Genomic DNA, 20979 nt, shown 5'->3' on the forward strand with positions numbered 1-20979 from the left:
AGGGCTTGTCACCTGGGTGTCTGACCTGATGAGCTATACCCGGGGACACAACGGACACCCTGGGAAAGGGAGATGTCGTGAGCAATGACAGCCTGGCCAACCTGCTCAAGGAGGAGCGGCGGTTCGCACCGCCCGCCGATCTGGCCACCGCCGCCAACGTGACGGCCGCGGCGTACGAACAGGCCGACGCGGACAGGCTGGGCTTCTGGGCCGAGCAGGCTCGTCGGCTGAGCTGGGCCGTCGAGCCCACCGAGACGCTCGACTGGACCAACCCGCCCTTCGCCAAGTGGTTCGCGGACGGCAAGCTGAACGTCGCCTACAACTGCGTGGACCGCCACGTCGAGGCCGGCAACGGCGACCGGGTGGCCCTCCACTTCGAGGGCGAGCCCGGCGACAGCCGCTCGATCACCTACGCCGAGCTCAAGGACGAGGTCTCCCGGGCCGCCAACGCCCTGACCGAGCTGGGTGTGCGGACCGGCGACCGGGTCGCCGTGTACCTGCCGATGATCCCCGAGGCCGTCATCGCGATGCTCGCGTGCGCCCGGGTCGGCGCCGCCCACTCCGTGGTCTTCGGCGGTTTCTCCGCCGACGCCGTCGCCTCCCGCATCCAGGACGCCGACGCGAAGCTCGTCATCACCTCCGACGGCGGCTACCGCCGCGGCAAGCCCTCCGCGCTCAAGCCCGCCATCGACGAAGCCGTCGCCAAGTGTCCGCAGGTCGAGCACGTGCTCGTCGTACGGCGCACCGGCCAGGACACCGCCTTCACCGAGGGCCGGGACGTCTGGTGGCACGACATCGTCGGGCGCCAGTCCGCCGAGCACGCCCCCGAGGCCTTCGACGCGGAGCACCCGCTCTTCATCCTCTACACCTCGGGCACCACCGGGAAGCCGAAGGGCATCCTGCACACCTCCGGCGGTTACCTCACGCAGGCGGCGTACACCCACAACGCCGTCTTCGACCTCAAGCCGGAGAGCGACGTCTATTGGTGCACGGCCGACATCGGCTGGGTGACCGGGCACTCCTACATCGTCTACGGGCCGCTCGCCAACGGCGCCACCCAGGTGATGTACGAGGGCACCCCGGACACCCCGCACCAGGGCCGGTTCTGGGAGGTCGTGCAGAAGTACGGCGTCACCATCCTCTACACCGCGCCGACGGCCATCCGGACGTTCATGAAGTGGGGCGACGACATCCCCGCGAAGTTCGACCTGTCGAGCCTGCGCGTGCTGGGGTCGGTCGGCGAGCCGATCAACCCCGAGGCCTGGATGTGGTACCGCAAGAACATCGGCGGTGACCGCTGCCCGATCGTCGACACGTGGTGGCAGACCGAGACCGGCGCCATGATGATCTCCCCGCTGCCCGGCGTCACCGAGACCAAGCCCGGCTCGGCCCAGCGCGCGCTGCCCGGCATCGGCGCCACCGTCGTGGACGACGAGGGCAACGAGGTCCCCCACGGCGGTGGCGGCTACCTGGTCCTCACCGAGCCGTGGCCCTCGATGCTGCGCACCATCTGGGGCGACGACCAGCGGTTCATCGACACCTACTGGTCCCGCTTCCCGGGCAAGTACTTCGCCGGTGACGGCGCCAAGAAGGACGACGACGGCGACATCTGGCTGCTCGGCCGGGTCGACGACGTGATGCTGGTGTCGGGCCACAACATCTCGACCACCGAGGTCGAGTCGGCGCTCGTCTCGCACCCCTCGGTCGCCGAGGCGGCCGTGGTCGGCGCCGTAGACGAGACCACCGGCCAGGCCATCGTGGCGTTCGTGATCCTGCGCGGCACCGCCTCCGAGACCGACACCCTGGTCGCCGAGCTGCGCAACCACGTGGGAGCCACCCTCGGCCCGATCGCCAAGCCGAAGCGGATCCTGCCCGTCCAGGAGCTGCCGAAGACCCGCTCCGGCAAGATCATGCGCCGTCTGCTGCGCGACGTGGCGGAGAACCGCGCGGTGGGTGACGTCACCACCCTGGCGGATTCCTCGGTCATGGACCTGATCCAGAGCAAGCTGCCCGCGGCGGGCAGCGAGGACTGATCCCGGCCCCGTTCCACCCGAAGGGCGTCCGGCGCACAACGCGCCGGGCGCCCTTTTCGCACATAAAGTGATGATCGCCGGATACATCCCCTCCGCACCCCTGTAAAGTACCGAGAGCGTAAATATTGTGACCACAGGGTGCGCCGGGAAGTCTGGTCGGCAACGTGCTTCGCCATGCCGTCCAACCGACCCCGGAGGTGTCCTCACGTGGCCGCGCCCACCCCCACCGACCCGTCCGACCGCAAGCTCCTCGGCCGGCTCTCGCTCCCCGAGCGCCGGTTCGTGGCCGACGCCCTGCGCGCCGAGACGGTCGGCGGTGTCCTGCTCCTCGTGGCCGCGATCGCCGCCCTGATGTGGGCCAACATCCCCGCCCTGGCCGACAGCTACGACAGCGTCCGCGGCTTCCACATCGGCCCCGCCTCCCTCGGCCTCGACCTCTCGCTCCAGCACTGGGCGGCCGACGGCCTGCTCGCGATCTTCTTCTTCGTCGCGGGCATCGAGCTGAAGCGCGAGCTGGTCGCCGGCGACCTCCGTGACGCCAAGGCCGCGGCCCTGCCCGTCATCGCCGCCCTCTGCGGCATGGCGGTCCCCGCGCTGGTCTACGTACTGGTCAACGTCCTCGGCGACGGCTCGACCAACGGATGGGCCGTCCCGACCGCCACCGACATCGCCTTCGCGCTGGCCGTGCTCGCGGTCATCGGCACCTCGCTGCCGTCCGCGCTGCGCGCGTTCCTGCTGACGCTGGCCGTGGTCGACGACCTGTTCGCCATCATGATCATCGCGGTGTTCTTCACCAGCGACATCAACTTCCTGGCCCTCGGCGGCGCCGTCGTCGGCCTGGTCCTCTTCTGGTTCCTGCTCCGCCGCGACGTCCGCGGCTGGTACGTCTACGTCCCGCTCGCCCTGGTCATCTGGGGCCTGATGTACAACAGCGGGGTGCACGCCACCATCGCCGGTGTCGCGATGGGCCTGATGCTCCGGTGCAGCGTCAAGGACGGCGAGCGGCACTCCCCCGGCGAGCACATCGAGCACGTGATCCGGCCCCTCTCCGCCGGTCTCGCGGTCCCCCTCTTCGCCCTCTTCTCGGCGGGGGTCTCCCTCTCCGACGACTCCATCGGGCAGGTCTTCACCCGGCCCGAGACCCTCGGTGTGGTCCTCGGCCTGGTCGTCGGCAAGACCATCGGCATCTTCGGCGGCACCTGGCTGGCCGCCCGCTTCACCAAGGCCGAGCTGAACGACGACCTCGCCTGGCCGGACGTCTTCGCGGTCGCCTCGCTCGCGGGCATCGGCTTCACCGTCTCGCTGCTGATCGGCGAACTCGCCTTCACCGACGACCCGCTCCTCACCGACGAGGTGAAGGCCGCCGTCCTGATCGGCTCACTGATCGCCGCCATCCTCGCGGGCATCATGCTCAAGCTCCGCAACCGCAGGTACAAGGCACTCACCGAGGCCGAGGACCGCGACGAGGACCTCGACGGGATTCCGGACATCTACGAGGAGAACAAGCCGGAGTACCACCTGAGGATGGCGAAGATCTACGAGGACAAGGCGGCCGAACACCGCCGCCGGGCCGGAGCCGCCGCCGCAGCCGAGACGACAGCGGCCGCCGCGGACACCACCGGGTCCCCCGCCGGAGGCGGCCGTCCGGCATGATCTGACTGACGGAGGACAGCCGTCACCGGCAGACGAATGAGGGAGAGAGCGATGAGCGCAGTGGACCAAGGGGCGCAGGGAGCCGAGCGCACACTCGGCCAGCTGGTCGCCTCGGCCACCGCCGAGATGTCCGCCCTGGTGCACGACGAGATCGCCCTCGCGAAAGCGGAACTGCGCCAGGACGTCAAGCGCGTGGGTATCGGTGGCACCGCCATCGGTATCGCCGGAGTGCTCGGAATCTTCTCGCTGCCGGTGCTGAGTTTCGCGGCGGCGTACGGGATCCACGCGCTCGGGCTCGGTCTGGCCTGGTCGTTCCTGATCGTCGGCGGAGCGTTCCTGCTGATCGCGGGCCTGCTCGCGCTGCTCGCCGTGTCCAAGTTCAAGAAGGTCAAGCCGCCGGAGCGGTCCATCGCCTCCGTCAAGCAGACGGCCGCGCTCATGGGGACCGTCAAGCCACACCCCCGGCCGGTCAGTGACAAGGCGGTGGGTGTGGCACGCTCGTCCTCATGACAGCGCCCGCACCGGATTCCAGCAGCACCCCGCCCCCCTCGGCTGCCTCGACGGTGCGGATCGACGGCCCGTGGACCCATCGGGACGTCGCCGCCAACGGCGCCCGCTTCCATGTGGCCGAGCTGGGCGAGGGGCCGCTGGTCCTGCTGCTGCACGGCTTCCCCCAGTTCTGGTGGACCTGGCGCCACCAGCTGGTGGCGCTCGCCGACGCGGGCTACCGCGCGGTCGCGATGGACCTGCGCGGGGTGGGCGGCAGCGACCGCACCCCGCGCGGTTACGACCCCGCGAACCTCGCCCTGGACGTCACCGGTGTCATCCGCTCGCTCGGCGAGCCCGACGCCGCGCTCGTCGGCCACGACCTGGGCGGGTACCTGGCCTGGACCGCCGCCGTGATGCGGCCCAAGCTGGTGCGCCGCCTCGTGGTCTCCTCGATGCCGCACCCGCGCCGGTGGCGCTCGGCGATGCTGTCCGACATCGGGCAGACCCGCGCGAGTTCGCACATCTGGGGCTTCCAGCGGCCGTTCCTCCCCGAGCGGCAGCTCGTCGCCGACGAGGGCGCGCTGGTCGGCGAGCTGATCCGCGAGTGGTCGGGACCGGGACTGGGCGAGGGCGTCGACGAGAAGGCCCTCGACGCCTACCGGCGCGCGATGTGCATCCCCTCCACCGCGCACTGCTCGATCGAGCCCTACCGCTGGATGATGCGGTCCATGGCCCGGCCGGACGGGCTCCAGTTCAACCGCCGCATGAAGCGGCCGGTACGGGTGCCGACGCTGCACCTGCACGGCTCGCTCGACCCGGTGATGCGGACGCGCAGCGCGGCCGGTTCCGGGCAGTACGTCGAAGCGCCGTACCGATGGAGGCTGTTCGACGGCCTGGGGCACTTCCCGCACGAGGAGGACCCGGCCGCCTTCTCCACCGAACTGGTGAACTGGCTGGGAGACCCCGAGCCCGACCGCTGACGGTCCCTCAGCCGGACGCTTGTCCTATGAACGTTCACTTGCCCGCCGCATAGGCCAATTGGCCCACCCCCGCACGATTACGGACCTTGGGGCACGGGCAGACGTCGGGGTATGGGCTGGACGCACGACTACGGTGACTCCGCACGCGAACGAGGCTCGGCCGCCGCGCCGGGCACCCACGAGAGGGTGGGCCGGCAAAGCCACGGCCACGACCCCCGACTCGGAATTCCCCGCATCCTGCGCCGCAGGGCCCGCTGGGTCTCTGCGCGCCTGCGTCATCCGCGTACGTAGACGGGCCGGGTCCGGCCCGTCGGCCGGACCCCGTCCCCCGCGAGGGACGCCCGCGGCTCTAGAGGGCGCAGCCCTGGCTGTCGACCCGGCGCTGCGCGGTCTTCCCGTTCCTGATGTCGTCGCGGACCTCGTCCGCCGTCAGGGCGTACCCGGTGTTCGGATCGTCGAGCGACTTCGCGAAGACGACCCCGTACACCTTGCCGTCGGGCGTCAGCAGCGGCCCGCCGGAGTTGCCCTGACGGACCGTCGCGTAGAGCGAGTAGACGTCGCGGCGGACGGTGCCCCGGTGGTAGATGTCCGGGCCGTTGGCGTTGATGCGCCCGCGCACGCGCGCCGCCCGGACGTCGTACGCGCCGTTCTCCGGGAACCCGGCGACGATCGCGTCGAAGCCGCTCGCCGCGTCCTTCTCGGCGAATTCGAGCGGCGGCGCCTTCAGCTTGGGCACGTCCAGGACGGCGATGTCGCGCTCCCAGTCGTAGAGCACGACCTTGCCGTCATAGAGCTTGCCCTCGCCGCCGACCTGCACGGTCGGCTCGCCGACCCCGCCGACCACGTGCGCGTTCGTCATGACCTTGCCGGGGGCGAAGACGAAGCCGGAGCCCTCCAGGACCTTGCTGCAACTGGGCGCCGTACCGACCACCTTGACGATGGAACGCTTGGCGTTGTCCGCGACCGGGCTGTGGGCCAGCGCCGGGTCGGGCGCCTTCACCTCGGTGATCGGCTCGTTCGAGAACGGGCTGAAGACCTGCGGGAAACCGTTCTGCGCGAGCGCCGAACTGAAGTCCGAGAACCAGGTGTTCGCCTGGTTGGGCAGGACCCGGGACACGCCGAGGAGCACCTTGGAGTTACGGACCTCCTTGCCCAGCGTGGGCAGCGAGGTCCCGGCCAGCGCGGAGCCGATCAGCCACGCCACCAGCAGCATGGCCATGACGTTCACCAGGGCGCCGCCGGTCGCGTCGACCAGCCGGGCCGGTGACCAGGTGATGTAGCGGCGCAGCCGGTTGCCCAGGTGCGTGGTGAAGGCCTGGCCGATCGATGCGCAGACGATGACGACGACCACCGCGACGACGGCCATGGTGGTCGACACCTTGGCCTTGTCGTCCGTCATTTGTTCCCAGACGATCGGGAGCAGGGACACGGCGATGAGACCACCGCCGAGGAAGCCGATCACCGACAGGATGCCGACGACGAAGCCTTGGCGGTAGCCGACGATCGCGAACCATACGGCGGCGACCAGCAACAGGATGTCCAGCACGTTCACGTGGGCCACCGTCTCATGCGCGCCAGTCGAGGGGGACCTGGCGGGTGCGGTCCCATGGACGCTCCCATCCGGAGAAATGCAGCAGCCGGTCGATCACTCCGGCGGTAAAACCCCAGACCAGAGCCGATTCGACCTGGAAGGCGGGGCCTTGGTAGCCGCCGGGGTGCACGACGGTGACCCGGTGACCGGGGTCCGTGAGATCCGCCACGGGAACCGTGAAGACCCGGGCGGTCTCCGCGAGGTCCACGGCCCCCACCGGGCTGGGCTCGCGCCACCAGCCGAGCACGGGCGTCACGACGAACTCGCTGACCGGGATGTAGAGGCGGGGCAGCACGCCGAACAGCTGCACCCCGGACGGGTCCAGCCCGGTCTCCTCCTCGGCCTCGCGCAGCGCGGCCCGCAGCGGGCCCGTGGTGTGCGGATCGCCGTCCTCAGGGTCGAGCGCGCCGCCCGGGAACGACGGCTGGCCCGCATGGGAGCGCAAGGTGCTCGCCCGCTCCATCAGCAGCAGCTCGGGGCCGCGAGCGCCCTCGCCGAAGAGGACCAGGACGGCGGACTGGCGGCCCGCGCCGTCCTCCGGGGGCAGGAAGCGGCTCAGCTGGGCCGGCCGGACGGTCCGGGCGGCGGTGACCACCGGGTCGAGCCAGCCGGGCAGCCCCCGCGCGCTGACGGTGGCCGGACCCCGCCCGCGCGCAGCCCCGTACGTCCCCCCACGACCGGTGTCGGCTCCGGCTCCGGCCTCGGTGGTCACGCTGTCGTCCTGCGTCCCGCGCGTCATAGGCACCCCTGCTCCCTGTACTCCCGGCAACCGGACAACGCGGTCGGCGGCCGGATTCGTTCCTCGAGACGTCACTGCTGGGCCCGCGCTAGGCCCCCGCGCCGAGCGGGGGCGCCGGGCGGCCCGGATAGTCGGCCGGTGGGCTCAGCCGCTGGCCCGGATAGCCGCCCATCTCGTACTTGAGCAGCAGCTTCGCCTTCTCCGGGTCCGTCTCGCCCTCCCCGTACGACGGGCAGAGCGGGGCGATCGGGCAGGCTCCGCAGGCGGGTTTGCGGGAGTGGCAGATCCGGCGGCCGTGGAAGACGGTCCGGTGCGAGAGCATCGTCCACTCGCTCTTCGGGAAGATCGCGCAGATCTCCGCCTCGACCTTCTCCGGGTCCTCCTGCTCGGTCAGCTTCCAGCGGCGCACCAGCCGGCCGAAGTGGGTGTCGACCGTGATCCCGGGGACGCCGAAGGCATTGCCGAGGACGACATTGGCGGTCTTGCGGCCCACACCGGGCAGCGTCACCAGGTCCTCGATCCGGCCCGGCACCTCGCCGCCGAAGGAATCCCGCAGGGCGGCCGACAGGCCCAGCAGGGACCTGGCCTTCGCCCGGAAGAACCCGGTCGGCCGGATGATCTGCTCCAGCTCCTCGGGCACGGCCGCCGCCATGTCCTCGGGGGTGGGGTAGGCGGCGAAGAGGGCCGGGGTGGTCTGGTTCACCCGCAGGTCGGTGGTCTGCGCGGAGAGCACGGTGGCGACCAGCAGCTCGAAGGGGTTGCGGAAGTCCAGTTCCGGATGGGCGTACGGATAGACCTCGGCCAGCTCCCGGTTGATCCGGCGGGCGCGCCGGACCATGGCGAGGCGCGATTCCGGGTTCGCGGCGCGCGCCGGCTTCGGCGGCTTCGATGGCTTCGCGGCCGTCACCGGTTCGGCGGAGTTCGCGGCCGTCACCGTTTTCGGCGGCTTCGCGGCCTTCGTGGACCCGGTCGCCGCCGGGGCGCGTTTCTTGGCTGAATCTTTGCTCTTTGCAGTGGGAGACCCCGCCGGAGCCGACCCGGAAGGGGGTTGTTCGCCCACAGCAGAATTATCGGTCTCAGTCACACCCACGGACCCCTTGGCCTGTGCTCTCACTGGCTTATCGGACACCCGGCCAGCCTAAGGCCGGGCGCTGACACCCGCCCGGACCTCTGGTAACACCCCTCCGATTGGCCCCTCGCCGCACAGCACACCCGTACGTCCGGCATCCTTGTGACTGATCGCACTGTTTGAGGCGTCCGGCAAAATGGGGCCGTAGGTCCCCTGACGCCGGTCGACATAGGAGAGAGACTCGTGGACGACGTTCTGCGGCGCGCCCCGCTCTTCGCGGCGCTCGATGACGAGCAGGCCGCGGAGCTCCGCGCATCCATGGGCGAGGTGACCCTCGCCCGCGGTGACGCCCTGTTCCACGAAGGCGACCCCGGTGACCGCCTGTACGTGGTGACCGAGGGCAAGGTGAAGCTGCACCGCACCTCGCCCGACGGGCGCGAGAACATGCTGGCCGTACTCGGCCCCGGCGAGCTGATCGGTGAGCTGTCCCTCTTCGACCCGGGCCCGCGCACCGCCACGGCGACCGCGCTGACCGAGGTCAAGCTGCTCGGCCTCGGCCACGGCGACCTCCAGCCCTGGCTGAACGCCCGCCCCGAGGTCGCGACCGCGCTGCTGCGCGCCGTGGCCCGCCGCCTGCGCAAGACCAACGACCAGATGTCCGACCTGGTCTTCTCCGACGTGCCGGGCCGCGTGGCCCGGGCGCTCCTGGACCTGTCGCGCCGCTTCGGCGTGCAGTCCGAAGAGGGCATCCACGTCGTGCACGACCTCACCCAGGAGGAGCTGGCCCAGCTCGTCGGCGCCTCCCGCGAGACCGTGAACAAGGCCCTGGCCGACTTCGCCGGGCGCGGCTGGCTGCGCCTGGAGGCACGTGCCGTGATCCTGCTCGACGTGGAGCGGCTGGCGAAGCGCTCGCGCTGACGCCCGGCCGTCACGCCGAGACGTACGCGGGGGGGTCCGGCCCGGAAGGGCGGGGCCCCCTTCGCGCTGCCACAGTGAGCCGCATGGGACACAGGGGCCTCGACTCCGAGGGGTACATCTCGCGCGAGGGGTCGCTGGGGCGGGTGCCGCCGGGGTTCGCGGCAGTGGTCGCCGCCGCGCGGGCGCGGACCGCCGAGGCGTACGGGCAGCGGCTGCACAGCGCCTACCTCTACGGGTCCGTCCCGCGCGGCACCGCCCGCCCCGGGCGCTCCGGTCTCGATCTACTGATCGCCCTGCACCGCGAGCCGACCGGTGAGGACCGGGACACCGCCGAGGTGCTGGAGCGCGGGCTCGACCAGGACTTCCCGGAGATCGACGGGGCCGGGGTGCTGCTCCACGGCAAGGAGACCCTGCTCAGCGAGGCGGAGCGGCACGATCTGGGCTGGTTCCTGGCCTGCCTGTGCACCCCGCTGCTCGGGGCCGACCTGGCCGAGCACCTGCCGCGGTACCGGCCGGACGCCCTGCTCGCCGGGAAGGTCTACGGGGACCTGGACGACGTACTCGCGCGGGCCCGGGAACAGGCCGCGGCCGCGCGGACGGACGCGGAGGTGCGGCGGCTGAACCGGTTCCTGGCGCGACGGCTCGTACGGATCGGGTTCACCCTGGTCATGCCCCGGTGGGGCGGCTGGACCAGTGACCTCGCCGAGTCCGCGGAGGTCTTCGGCGGGTACTACCCCGGGCGGGCCGCGCAGATGCGGGCGGCGGCGGCCGAAGGGCTGGACCCGGGCGCCGATCCGGAGGTCCTGCGGACGTTCCTGGAGGACCTCGGGCCGTGGCTGGCGGCGGAGCACGCCGCCCGGCCGGGCCGCGCGTCCCCCCGCTGACCCGGGGAACGCGCGGTCGTCAGCAGTCCTGCTCCGGGCCGCCCGGGATCAGGCCGTGCTCGCGCAGGTACTCCAGCTGGGCGCGTACGGACCATTCGGCGGCGGGCCACAGCGAGGGGTCCACGTCGGCGTAGACACGGGCGACGACCTGCTCGGGCGTGCTGAAACCGTTCTCCACGGCCGTCTCGACCTGGGCGAGCCGGTGCGCGCGGTGGGCGAGGTAGAACTCCACCGCGCCCTGCGCGTCCTCCAGGACCGGCCCGTGGCCCGGCAGGACCGTACGCACACCGTCGTCGACGGTCAGGGAGCGCAGCCGGCGCAACGAGTCGAGGTAGTCGCCGAGGCGGCCGTCGGGGTGGGCGACGACCGTGGTACCGCGGCCGAGGACGGTGTCGCCGGTCAGGACGGCGCGGTCGGCCGGGAGGTGGAAGCAGAGCGAGTCCCCGGTGTGGCCCGGGGTGGGCACGACCAGCAGTTCCAGGCCGCCGACCCGGATGACGTCGCCGCCCGCGAGGCCCTCGTCGCCCAGGCGCAGCGCCGGGTCGAGGGCGCGCACCTTGGTGCCGGTCAGTTCGGCGAAGCGGCCGGCGCCCTCGGCGTGGTCGAAGTGGCCGTGGGTGAGGAGGGTCAGCGCGATCCGCTTGCCCGCCCGTTCGGCGGTGTCGACGACGGCCCGCAGGTGGCCCTCGTCCAGCGGGCCGGGGTCGATGACGACGGCGAGGTCGGAGTCCGGTTCGGAGACCAGCCAGGTGTTGGTGCCGTCCAGGGTCATCGCGGAGGCGTTGGGGGCCAGGACGTTGACCGCGCGGGTGGTGGCCGGACCGGAGGTGACGACTCCGCGCGGCTGGCCGGGGAGGGCGGCCGCGTCGCTCACGCCGTGCCTCCCGGACCGCCCTGCCGGACCCGCTTGGTGAACTCGTCGTGGCCGGGCCAGCTGAGCACCAGCTCGCCGCCCTCCAGTACGGCCTGGGCCAGCACCGGGTTCAGATCCTGCCCGGCGGCCGCGGCGAGGGCCTCGGCGGCGCTCCCGTACGGCTCCAGCGAGCGCAGGGTGGAGATGGTCGGCGGCATCATCAGCAGCTCGCCCCCGTCGTATCCGGCGGCGGCCTCGGCCGGGCGGATCCACACGGTCCGGTCGGCCTCGGTGGAGGCGTTGCGGGTGCGCTGGCCGGTGGGGAGGGCGGCCACGAAGAACCAGGTGTCGTAGCGGCGCGGTTCGAACTCCGGGGTGATCCAGCGGGCCCAGGCGCCGAGCAGGTCGGACCGCAGTCGCAGGCCGCGGCGGTCCAGGAACTCGGCGAAGGACAGCTCCCGGGCGACCAGGGCCAGCCGGTCGGCCTCCCAGTCGTCCCCGGTGGTGTCGCCGACGACGGTGTCGGGGCCCTCGCCCGCGAGCAGGACCCCGGCCTCCTCGAAGGTCTCGCGGACCGCGCCGCAGATGATGGCCTGGGCGGTGGCGGTGTCCGTACCCATACGGGCGGCCCACGCGTCCAGGGACGGCCCCGCCCAGCCGATCCGGTGGTCCTCGTCGCGGGGGTCGACCCCGCCGCCGGGGTAGGCGTACGCGCCACCGGCGAAGGCCATCGAGGTGCGGCGGCGGAGCATGTGCACGGCGGGGCCGGTGTCCTGGTCGCGCAGCAGCATCACGGTGGCGGCACGGCGGGGCCGCACCGGGGTGAGGGTGCCGTCCGCGAGGGCCCGGATGCGGTCGGGCCACTCCGGGGGGTACCACTGGCCGCCCGGGGGCGGGCTGGGCGACTGACCGTGCTGATCATTCGGCATGGCGGGATGCTACGGGGAACCGGCGCGATGTTCGAGGCCCCCCGGAGGTGACCCCCCTCTCCCGGCCTCCGGTCGGCGGGACCGGGCCGGGACGGGGCGGTGGGCCCCGTCCCGGAAGCGGGCTGGACGGGCTGGACGGGCTAGGCGGGGTCCGGGGTCAGTTCCACCAGGATCTCGACCTCGACCGGCGCGTCCAGCGGGAGGACCGCCACGCCGACCGCGCTGCGCGCGTGCACGCCACGCTCACCGAGCACCTCGCCGAGCAGCTCACTCGCGCCGTTCAGCACGCCCGGCTGGCCGGTGAAGTCCGGCGCCGAGGCGACGAACCCGACGACCTTCACGACGCGCGCGATCCGGTCGAGGTCGCCCACGACCGACTTCACGGCCGCCAGCGCGTTCAGCGCGCAGATCGCGGCCAGTTCCTTCGCCTGCTCCGGCGAGACCTCCGCACCGACCTTGCCGGTGACCGGAAGGCTGCCCTTCACCATCGGGAGCTGGCCCGCGGTGTAGACGTACGCACCCGAGCGCACGGCCGGCTGGTAGGTGGCCAGCGGCGGCACGACCTCGGGCAGGGTCAGGCCCAGCTCGGCCAGCTTCGCCTCGACGGCACCGGTGCTCATGCCTTCTCCCGCTTCAGGTACGCCACGAGCTGCTCGGGGTTGTTCGGGCCGGGCACGACCTGGATGAGCTCCCAGCCGTCCTCGCCCCAGGTGTCCAGGATCTGCTTGGTGGCGTGGACAAGCAGCGGGACGGTCGCATATTCGAACTTCTTGGTCATGGGAGCGAGCGTAGTGCCTGTCCCGGGACGTGATGCGCGACCCGTCCTGCCCCCACCGCCCACGTCACCGCCGCCGAGGAATTAGGCTCGGTCGCTGTGAGCAGGCTCCAGGTGGTCAGCGGCAAGGGCGGCACCGGAAAGACCACGGTCGCCGCGGCATTCGCGCTCGCCCTCGCACGTGAGGGCGGACGCACGCTTCTGGTGGAGGTGGAGGGCAGGCAGGGGATCGCGCGGCTCTTCGGCGCGGACGCGCTGCCGTACGAGGAACGGAAGATCGCCGTCGCCCCGGGCGGCGGTGAGGTGTTCGGGCTCGCCATCGACGCGGAGCGGGCCCTGCTGGACTATCTCCAGATGTTCTACAAGCTCGGCTCGGCAGGGCGCGCCCTGAAGAAGCTGGGCGCCATCGACTTCGCGACGACGATCGCGCCGGGGCTGCGGGACGTGCTGCTGACCGGCAAGGCGTGCGAGGCGGTGCGGCGCAAGGACAAGGCGGGCCGGTTCGTCTACGACCACGTCGTGATGGACGCGCCGCCGACCGGGCGGATCACCCGGTTCCTGAACGTCAACGACGAGGTGGCCGGACTGGCCCGGTTCGGGCCGATCCACAACCAGGCACAGGCCGTCATGAAGGTGCTGAAGTCCCCCGAGACGGCGGTGCACCTGGTGACGCTGCTGGAGGAGATGCCGGTCCAGGAGACCGCGGACGGCATCGCCGAACTGCGCGGGGTCGGGCTGCCGGTCGGCCGGATCATCGTCAACATGACGCGCCCGCACCACCTCGACGAGGGAACCCTGCGGGCGGCCGCCGGGGAGCGCCGCGCCGAGCTGGCGAAGTCGCTGTCCCGGGCGGGCCTGGGCGGCGCCCGGCGCGGGGGCCTGGCGGAGCGGCTGCTGGACCCCCTGCTGGAGCAGGCCGCGGAGCACGCGGGGCGGGTCGAGCTGGAGCGGGAGCAACGGGCGGTCCTGGAGGGGCTCGACGTAGCGGCGTACGAACTTCCGCAGCTCGGCGCCGGGGTGGACCTGGCCGGGCTGTACGAGCTGGCGACGGAGCTCCGCAAGCAGGTGGGGACCGAATGAGCGAGAACCTGGGGAGCGCGGGGACCATGGGCCTGGACACTCCGCCGCGGCTGGCGGTCGACGCGCTGCTCGACGACGCGGGCACCCGGATCATCGTGTGCTGCGGCTCGGGTGGCGTGGGCAAGACCACCACGGCCGCCGCGCTCGGCGTCCGCGCGGCGGAGCGCGGGCGCAAGGTGGTGGTCCTGACCATCGACCCGGCGCGCAGACTGGCCCAGTCGCTGGGCATCGACTCCCTCGACAACACCCCGCGCCGGGTGGCGGGCGTGGCGGGCGACGACAGCGCGGGCACCGGCGAACTGCACGCCATGATGCTCGACATGAAGCGGACCTTCGACGAGATCGTCGAGGGGCACGCGGACGCCGAGCGGGCGCAGGCCATCCTGGAGAACCCCTTCTACCAGTCCCTGTCGGCCGGGTTCGCGGGCACGCAGGAGTACATGGCGATGGAGAAGCTCGGGCAGCTGCGCGCCCGCGACGACTGGGACCTGATCATCGTCGACACCCCGCCGAGCCGGTCGGCGCTGGACTTCCTGGACGCCCCGAAGCGGCTGGGGTCCTTCCTGGACGGGAAGTTCATCCGGGTGCTGATGGCTCCGGCGAAGGTCGGCGGCCGGGCCGGGATGAAGTTCCTCAATGTCGGCATGTCGATGATGACGGGGACCCTGAGCAAGCTGATGGGTGCCTCGCTGCTGAAGGACGTACAGACCTTCGTGGCCGCGATGGACACGATGTTCGGCGGCTTCCGGACCCGCGCGGACGCGACGTACCGGCTGCTGCAGGCCCCCGGTACGGCCTTCCTCGTGGTCGCGGCGCCGGAGGAGGACGCGGTGCGCGAGGCGGCGTACTTCGTGGAGCGGCTGGCCGCGGAACGGATGCCGCTGGCCGGGCTCGTGCTGAACCGGGTGCACGGCAGTGGCGCCGACCAGCTCTCGGCGGAGCGGGCGCTGGCCGCCGCAGAGAATCTTGAAGAGGGCGGCATTGTCGATCAGGAGTCCGGGAAAGCTGGAGATCGTGGCTCCGGTGCGGACGACTCCCCCACCGACGTTCCGGCGGCCGACAGCACCAGTGACGAGAGCGGCACGGCAGGGAACAGCACGGACGGGAACGGCACCACGGACGACGCCGACAGCGCGGACGGCGCCCACGGTACGGACGACGCCGACGGCACGGCGGGCGCGATCACAGCGGACGAGATCACGGCCGGTCTGCTGCGTCTGCACGCCGAGCGCATGCAGGTGATCGCGCGCGAACAGCGCACACGCGATCGCTTCACTTCACTGCACCCCGAAGTGGCGGTGGCCGAAGTGGCCGCCCTGCCCGGCGATGTACACGACCTCGCCGGGCTGCGGGCCATCGGAGAAAGGCTCGCGGCCGGGGTACCGGCCGGAGCGTAGACGGGCCGCGCGGGGGTCTACCCGGCTGCCGCGTACGTCTCGAACCGAAGATCGACCTCCGCATCGATCGCGTCGACATCCACATCCACGGTGAGGATGCCCGTACTGCGCTCGTACTCCGTACGGGCGGTTTCGAGCAGCCGTCGCCACGAGGTGACGGTGGGGCGCCGGCGCAGCAGTGCGCGACGTTCCCGCTCGGTCATTCCGCCCCACACGCCGAACTCGACGCGGTTGTCGAGCGCATCGGCCAGGCATTCGGTCCGCACCGGGCAACCGGTGCACACCGCCTTGGCCCTGTTCTGTGCCGCTCCTTGAACAAATAGTTCATCCGGATCGGTAGTGCGGCAGGCTGCCTGCGCACTCCAGTCGGTAACCCAGCCCATCCCGGCGCCGTCCTCTCCCGAATCGAGGCTCCCCCACGGCGGCAGCGGCATATTCACCGCTGCCAGTTGAGGACGTTACGGAAGGTAGGCACAGTGCAACACCCCCGTCGGGCCCAATCTTGAATGGTCCGAACGGACTATGGGTAAGCGGCAGATCACCCGACGGAGTGATCGGACGACATGCCCGACCATTCCGGCAATTGGGGTGAATCGATAGGGAGCCGCCCGAGCGAGGCGCGAGATTCGGACACGAGTTCACCCCATTCGGGGAGGGTGAAAATCAAGCCGCGGGGTTGATGTCGCGTACCACTGCTGTGACAGTTGTTGCCAGCTTAGGCCAAGGCATTCGCGCGTGTCCGGCGAATGAGAACGTAGGCTGCCCTTCATGGGAAAGAAGCGCTCAAGCGGAGGGCTCTCGGGGAGCCAACAGGCCGCCAGGTTCCTCGGGGTGTCCGTTCTCGCCGGAGTCGTCCTCGCCGGCATCGCGATCCCCGGCGCGGGCGCGCTGGGCCTCGCGGCCAAGGGCACGGTCGAGGGATTCGACGAGATCCCGGCCAATCTCAAGACACCGCCGCTGAGCCAGCGCACCACGATTCTGGACTCCGAAGGTGGCTTGATCGCCACTGTCTATTCACGTGACCGTCAGGTGGTCCCGCTCACCGCGGTCTCTCCGTACATGCAGAAGGCGATCGTCGCGATCGAGGACTCGCGTTTCTACGAACACGGCGCGGTGGACCTCAAGGGCATCCTGCGCGCCGTGAACCGGAACGCGCAGGAAGGCGGCGCCGCACAGGGCGCCTCCACGCTGACGCAGCAGTACGTGAAGAACGTGTTCGTCGAAGAGGCTGGCGACGACCTGAGCAAGGTGCGCGAGGCCCAGGAGAAGAGCCTCGGGCGCAAGATCCGCGAACTCAAGTACTCGATCCAGGTCGAGGAGGAGCTCGGCAAGAAGAAGATCCTGGAGAACTACCTCAACATCACGTACTTCGGCCAGCAGGCCTACGGAATCGAGTCGGCGGCCCAGCGCTACTTCAGCAAGCCCGCCAAGGACCTCACCCTGGACGAGGCCGCGCTGCTCGCGGGCATCGTCCAGTCTCCGAGCCGGTTCGACCCGGTCAACGACTCGGCCGAGTCGATGAAGCGCCGCAACGTCGTCCTCCAGCGGATGGCCGACATGAAGGACGTCTCGCAGGCGGAGGCGGACGCGGCGAAGGCCAAGCCCGTCACCCTCAAGGTGACGCGCCCCAAGAACGGCTGCATCACCGCCGTCAAGGGCGCGGGCTTCTTCTGCGACTACGTGCGCAACACCTTCCTGTCCGACGCGGTCTTCGGCAAGACCCGGGAGGAACGGGCGAAGGTCTGGAACCAGGGCGGCCTGACCGTACGCACCACCCTTGACCCGCAGTCGCAGGAGTCGGCCAACGCCTCGATCAAGGAGCACGTCTACGCGGACGACTCGATCGCGACGGCCGTGACGATGGTCCAGCCGGGCACCGGACGGGTACTGGCGATGGGCCAGTCGAAGCCGTACGGCTTCGGGAAGAACGAGACGCAGATCAACTACTCCGTGGACAAGCGGATGGGCGGCTCCAACTTCGGCTTCCAGACGGGTTCCACCTTCAAGCCGTTCATCGCGGCCGCGGCCATCGAGCGCGGCACGGCGCCGACCAAGTCGTACCCGGCGCCGTACGAGATCGACTACCCGAGCCCGATCTCGCGCTGCGACGGCACGCAGTACGTCAACCAGCGCGACCCGAAGACCGGGAAGTTCGAGAAGGCGCAGAACGAGACCGAGGAGGAGTTCGGCCCGTACGCGCTGAAGACGGCGATGGAGAAGTCCATCAACACGTACTTCGTCCAGATGATCGGCGAGATCGGGCTGTGCCCGGTGACCGAGATGACGCAGAAGATGAACGTCGTCCCGGCCAGCGGCGAGAAGCTCCCCGAGTCCCCGTCCATCGCGCTCGGCTCCGCCGAGATGTCCCCGCTGACGATGGCCAACGCGTACGCCACCTTCGCCAACCGCGGTGTCTACTGCACCCCGGTCGCGATCGAGGCGATCACCGACTCGCACAACAAGGCGCTCCAGGTGCCGAAGTCCAAGTGCGGGCAGGCGATGTCGGAGACGACCGCGGACACCATCAACACCCTGCTGCGCGGAGTGGTCGACTCCGGTACCGGCGAGAAGGCCGGTCTGACCGACCGCGACAGCGCGGGCAAGACGGGTACCACGGACAGCCGCTACAACGCCTGGTTCGTCGGCTACACGCCGAACATGTCCGGCGCGGTGTGGGTCGGTTCGGGCGGCGTGAAGAAGATCTCGATGGAGGACATCACCATCGGCGGGCAGTACTACCCGAAGGTCTTCGGCGGTGGCCTGCCCGGCCCGATCTGGAAGGACGCCGTCTCGGGCGCCCTGTCCGGGCGCGAGGCCCCCTCCTTCACCACGGTCAACATCCCGGAGCCCTCGGCCCCGTCGGGCGGCGGCCGCGGCAACGCCACCCCTCCCACCACGAACCCGGGCAAGCCCGGCAAGCCGGGCAAGCCCGGCCGGGGCGGCGACGGCAAGCCGGGGGACGGCGCCGCCGGTCAGACGATCGCGGGCGCGGCCACCGGCGACCCGGGCGCCGGTGATCCGGCGGGCCCGAACACAGGCATCAGGATCCCGCCGGGATTCCTGGGCGGGAACACGGGCCGCCCGTAGAGCGGCGCGGAACATGAGCAGAGGGCCCCGGCCGCCGTGATGGCGGCCGGGGCCCTCCGTGCGTTCCGCGCGGGGCGGGTCGTGCGCGCTGGCCGGTCGTGCCCGCCAGTCGATCGTGCGCGCTGGCCGGTCGCGCCCGCCAGTCGATCGTGCGCGCTAGGCGAGGAGCTGCTTGACGGTGGCGGCGACGCGCCCGCCCTCCGCCAGTCCGGCGACCTTCGGGTTCACGATCTTCATGACGGCGCCCATGGCCCGCGGCCCCTCGGCACCCGCCGCCTTGGCCTCCTCGACGGCCGCCGCCACGATCGCGGTCAGCTCGTCGTCACTGAGCTGCTTGGGCAGGTACGCGTCCAGCACCTCGCCCTCGGCGACCTCCCGCGCGGACTGCTCGCTCCGGCCGCCCTGGGCGAAGGCCTCGGCGGCCTCACGGCGCTTCTTCGCCTCCTTGGCGATCACCTTGACGACTTCGTCGTCGGAGAGCTCGCGCGCTTCCTTGCCCGCGACCTCCTCCTTGGTGATGGCGGTGAGGGTCAGTCGCAGCGTGGACGAGCGGAGTTCGTCGCGCGCCTTGATGGCGACGGTGAGGTCTTCCCTGAGCTTGGCCTTGAGCGTGGTCATGGGTCGAGTCTGCCAGGTGCGGGGGCGCTGGCGCCCGCCGGTTTTCCCGGTCTGCGACGATGGGGCCATGCGTGCGCGTTACGGAATCCCCCTGAAGGTCACCGCGGGCATCGCCGCCGCGGGAGTCGCCGGTGTGGCCTACGCCGCCGGTTTCGAAGCCCGGTCCTTCCGGCTGCGCCGGGTGACCGTGCCGGTCCTGCCCCGCGGGATGCGGCCCCTGCGGGTCCTTCAGGTGTCGGACATCCACATGGTGAGCGGGCAGCGCAAGAAGCGCGCCTGGCTCCAGTCCCTGGCCGGGCTGCGGCCCGACTTCGTGGTCAACACCGGCGACAACCTCTCGGACACCGAAGGCGTACCGGAGGTGCTCGACGCGCTCGGCCCGCTGATGGAGTTCCCCGGCGCGTACGTCTTCGGCTCCAACGACTACTACGGGCCGCGGCTGCGCAATCCCGGGCGCTACCTGATCGAGAAGACCCAGGGCAAGCACGGGCTGAACGGCAACAAGCCGGTCGTCGGCGCCGTCCACAATCCGTGGGAGGGCCTGCGGGACGCCTTCGACGCGGCGGGCTGGCTGAACCTCACCAACACCCGGGCCCGGATGAAGCTCGACGGGCTGGAGCTGGCCTTCACCGGCCTGGACGACCCGCACATCAAGCGGGACCGCTACGAGCGGGTGGCGGGCGGACCGGAGACGGACGCGGACTTCTCGCTCGCCGTCGTGCACGCCCCGTACCTGCGGACCCTCGAATCCTTCACGGCGGACGGCTACCCGCTGATCCTCGCGGGGCACACGCACGGCGGACAGCTGTGCGTCCCCTTCTACGGCGCCCTGGTCACCAACTGCGACCTGGACACCAAGCGGGTGAAGGGGCTCTCCACGCACGAGGCCGCCGGGCACCGCTCGTACCTCCACGTCTCGGCGGGCTGCGGCACGAACCGGTTCACCCCGGTCCGCTTCGCCTGCCCGCCGGAAGCGACCCTGCTGACCCTGACGGCCGCGCCCTGAGCCGGGGCCCGGTGATCGCGACGGCCGCCTTCCGCGCCCTGATCGCGCTGGCGGCGGCCGTGGGCGTCGTGATCGAGTGCGCCTACGGGAGCGTTCCCGTCGCCCTGAGCTTCTTCACCATCTGGACGAACATCCTGGTGGCGGCGGCCTTCGCCCTGTCCGCCGCCCGCGCCTGGCGCGGCCACCCGGACGTGGACCCGCTGTGGCGGGGCGGGGTCCTGCTCTTCATCCTGATCACCGGCCTGGTCTTCCACCTGGTCCTGGACAACGCGTCGAGCCCCTTCAACGTGGTCGAGGACCTCAACGAGCTGAGCGGCGCCCGGGCCGCCTCGAACCAGCTCCTGCACACGGTCACCCCAATCGGCGCCCTGCTGGACTTCCTGCTCCTCACGGCCCCGCGCGCGCTCCGCCCGCGACACGCGGCGCGGTGGCTGGCCTTCCCCGCGCTCTACCTGGCCTTCGCCCTCGTCCGGGGCGCGCTCCTGTCGCCGGGCACGAAGACGCGGTACACGTACCCCTTCCTCGACGTGGCCCAGTACGGCTACCCGCGCGTCGCGGTGAACGGCCTCGTGCTCGGCCTGGCCTTCTACGCCCTGGGCCTCGCCCTGGTCACGGCCGACCACTTCCGCCCGACCCCGCCCGCCCCGCGCGAAAACCGGATTTCGTCTCCGGCCGACGGTCCGCTAAAGTAATCGATGTCGCCAGGGCAGCAACATCACCGGGCGGCGATCGGGGTGTAGCGCAGCTTGGCAGCGCGCTTCGTTCGGGACGAAGAGGTCGTGGGTTCAAATCCCGCCACCCCGACTTCGTAAGAAGGCATAGGGCCTGATCCGCAATGCGGATCGGGCCCTTCCTGCGTTCCCCGTCGGGCGGCGCGG

Annotated in this window: 21 protein-coding genes and 1 tRNA gene; 13 read left to right on the forward strand and 9 right to left on the reverse strand. The window is 71.2% G+C overall.

The window, feature by feature from the left end:
- The first annotated feature begins 35 nt into the window (after positions 1 to 35).
- From acs to QMF80_RS27335, 5 genes are all read left to right on the forward strand, one after another.
- A complete protein-coding gene (gene acs, locus QMF80_RS27315; RefSeq protein ID WP_283457994.1) occupies positions 36 to 2033 on the forward strand; it encodes an acetate--CoA ligase in 1998 nt (665 codons plus the stop codon).
- Between the two features lie 207 nt (positions 2034 to 2240).
- Positions 2241 to 3686: a Na+/H+ antiporter NhaA gene (nhaA, locus tag QMF80_RS27320; RefSeq protein ID WP_502962929.1), complete on the forward strand. Its 1446-nt coding sequence runs from the start codon at positions 2241 to 2243 to the stop codon at positions 3684 to 3686.
- Between the two features lie 51 nt (positions 3687 to 3737).
- The gene (locus QMF80_RS27325) at positions 3738 to 4196 is read left to right on the forward strand and encodes a phage holin family protein (RefSeq protein ID WP_283457905.1); all 459 of its coding nucleotides are present in this window, start codon (positions 3738 to 3740) and stop codon (positions 4194 to 4196) included.
- The gene (locus QMF80_RS27330; RefSeq protein WP_283457907.1) at positions 4193 to 5155 is read left to right on the forward strand and encodes an alpha/beta fold hydrolase; all 963 of its coding nucleotides are present in this window, start codon (positions 4193 to 4195) and stop codon (positions 5153 to 5155) included. The genes QMF80_RS27325 and QMF80_RS27330 overlap by 4 nt, the downstream gene beginning before the upstream one ends.
- 111 nt (positions 5156 to 5266) lie before the next feature.
- Positions 5267 to 5446, forward strand: coding sequence for a hypothetical protein (locus tag QMF80_RS27335; RefSeq protein WP_283457909.1), 180 nt, complete (start codon positions 5267 to 5269; stop codon positions 5444 to 5446).
- Positions 5447 to 5504: 58 nt separating this feature from the next.
- Here the strand turns inward: QMF80_RS27335 and QMF80_RS27340 are convergent, their stop codons facing one another.
- The 3 genes from QMF80_RS27340 to nth form a co-directional block, all read right to left on the reverse strand.
- Positions 5505 to 6707, reverse strand: a complete 1203-nt coding sequence (locus tag QMF80_RS27340; protein WP_283457911.1) for a MarP family serine protease — start codon at positions 6705 to 6707, stop codon at positions 5505 to 5507.
- 13 nt (positions 6708 to 6720) lie between these two features.
- Positions 6721 to 7485: an NUDIX hydrolase gene (locus QMF80_RS27345; protein ID WP_283457913.1), complete on the reverse strand. Its 765-nt coding sequence runs from the start codon at positions 7483 to 7485 to the stop codon at positions 6721 to 6723.
- Between the two features lie 88 nt (positions 7486 to 7573).
- Entirely contained in the window at positions 7574 to 8419 is an 846-nt protein-coding gene (gene nth, locus QMF80_RS27350) for an endonuclease III (RefSeq protein WP_502962930.1), read from the reverse strand.
- Between the two features lie 378 nt (positions 8420 to 8797).
- On the opposite strand from nth, the gene QMF80_RS27355 reads away from it, so the two are divergent.
- Both QMF80_RS27355 and QMF80_RS27360 read left to right on the forward strand, forming a co-directional pair.
- The gene (locus tag QMF80_RS27355) at positions 8798 to 9472 is read left to right on the forward strand and encodes a Crp/Fnr family transcriptional regulator (RefSeq protein WP_003981529.1); all 675 of its coding nucleotides are present in this window, start codon (positions 8798 to 8800) and stop codon (positions 9470 to 9472) included.
- Positions 9473 to 9555: 83 nt separating this feature from the next.
- Positions 9556 to 10356: a nucleotidyltransferase domain-containing protein gene (locus QMF80_RS27360; protein ID WP_283457938.1), complete on the forward strand. Its 801-nt coding sequence runs from the start codon at positions 9556 to 9558 to the stop codon at positions 10354 to 10356.
- Between the two features lie 19 nt (positions 10357 to 10375).
- Here QMF80_RS27360 and QMF80_RS27365 read toward each other — a convergent pair whose 3' ends face one another.
- From QMF80_RS27365 to sp36, 4 genes are all read right to left on the reverse strand, one after another.
- Positions 10376 to 11230: an MBL fold metallo-hydrolase gene (locus QMF80_RS27365; RefSeq protein WP_283457939.1), complete on the reverse strand. Its 855-nt coding sequence runs from the start codon at positions 11228 to 11230 to the stop codon at positions 10376 to 10378.
- Positions 11227 to 12138: an NUDIX hydrolase gene (locus QMF80_RS27370; protein ID WP_283457941.1), complete on the reverse strand. Its 912-nt coding sequence runs from the start codon at positions 12136 to 12138 to the stop codon at positions 11227 to 11229. The genes QMF80_RS27365 and QMF80_RS27370 overlap by 4 nt, the downstream gene beginning before the upstream one ends.
- 140 nt (positions 12139 to 12278) lie before the next feature.
- The gene (locus QMF80_RS27375) at positions 12279 to 12758 is read right to left on the reverse strand and encodes a RidA family protein (RefSeq protein ID WP_283457943.1); all 480 of its coding nucleotides are present in this window, start codon (positions 12756 to 12758) and stop codon (positions 12279 to 12281) included.
- Positions 12755 to 12916 (reverse strand): Sp36 family protein, encoded by a 162-nt coding sequence (gene sp36, locus QMF80_RS27380; RefSeq protein ID WP_283457945.1) that lies wholly within the window; start codon positions 12914 to 12916, stop codon positions 12755 to 12757. The genes QMF80_RS27375 and sp36 overlap by 4 nt, the downstream gene beginning before the upstream one ends.
- 96 nt (positions 12917 to 13012) lie before the next feature.
- On the opposite strand from sp36, the gene bagA reads away from it, so the two are divergent.
- Together bagA and bagB are read left to right on the forward strand one after the other, a co-directional pair.
- Entirely contained in the window at positions 13013 to 13993 is a 981-nt protein-coding gene (gene bagA / locus QMF80_RS27385) for an ATPase BagA (protein WP_283457947.1), read from the forward strand.
- Complete coding sequence (gene bagB, locus QMF80_RS27390) at positions 13990 to 15390, forward strand: ATPase BagB (RefSeq protein WP_502962931.1); 1401 nt, start codon at positions 13990 to 13992, stop codon at positions 15388 to 15390. Before bagA ends, bagB begins: the two co-directional genes overlap by 4 nt.
- A gap of 17 nt (positions 15391 to 15407) precedes the next feature.
- On the opposite strand, the gene QMF80_RS27395 is transcribed toward bagB, so the two are convergent.
- Positions 15408 to 15773: a WhiB family transcriptional regulator gene (locus tag QMF80_RS27395; protein WP_283458000.1), complete on the reverse strand. Its 366-nt coding sequence runs from the start codon at positions 15771 to 15773 to the stop codon at positions 15408 to 15410.
- Positions 15774 to 16158: 385 nt separating this feature from the next.
- Between QMF80_RS27395 and QMF80_RS27400 the strand changes: the two genes are divergently transcribed.
- A complete protein-coding gene (locus QMF80_RS27400) occupies positions 16159 to 18477 on the forward strand; it encodes a transglycosylase domain-containing protein (RefSeq protein WP_283457949.1) in 2319 nt (772 codons plus the stop codon).
- A gap of 156 nt (positions 18478 to 18633) precedes the next feature.
- Here the strand turns inward: QMF80_RS27400 and QMF80_RS27405 are convergent, their stop codons facing one another.
- Complete coding sequence (locus QMF80_RS27405; RefSeq protein ID WP_283457951.1) at positions 18634 to 19095, reverse strand: GatB/YqeY domain-containing protein; 462 nt, start codon at positions 19093 to 19095, stop codon at positions 18634 to 18636.
- Between the two features lie 67 nt (positions 19096 to 19162).
- Between QMF80_RS27405 and QMF80_RS27410 the strand changes: the two genes are divergently transcribed.
- From QMF80_RS27410 to QMF80_RS27420, 3 genes are all read left to right on the forward strand, one after another.
- On the forward strand, positions 19163 to 20101 hold the full coding sequence (locus tag QMF80_RS27410) for a metallophosphoesterase (protein WP_283457952.1): 939 nt from the start codon (positions 19163 to 19165) through the stop codon (positions 20099 to 20101).
- Positions 20102 to 20112: 11 nt separating this feature from the next.
- Positions 20113 to 20793, forward strand: a complete 681-nt coding sequence (locus tag QMF80_RS27415; protein WP_283457954.1) for a Pr6Pr family membrane protein — start codon at positions 20113 to 20115, stop codon at positions 20791 to 20793.
- 38 nt (positions 20794 to 20831) lie between these two features.
- Positions 20832 to 20905 (forward strand) — tRNA-Pro (locus QMF80_RS27420).
- Positions 20906 to 20979 lie beyond the last annotated feature (74 nt).

Origin of the sequence: Streptomyces sp. G-G2 (assembly GCF_030063135.1) — a bacterium.
In the GTDB taxonomy this organism is placed as follows: Bacteria; Actinomycetota; Actinomycetes; order Streptomycetales; family Streptomycetaceae; genus Streptomyces.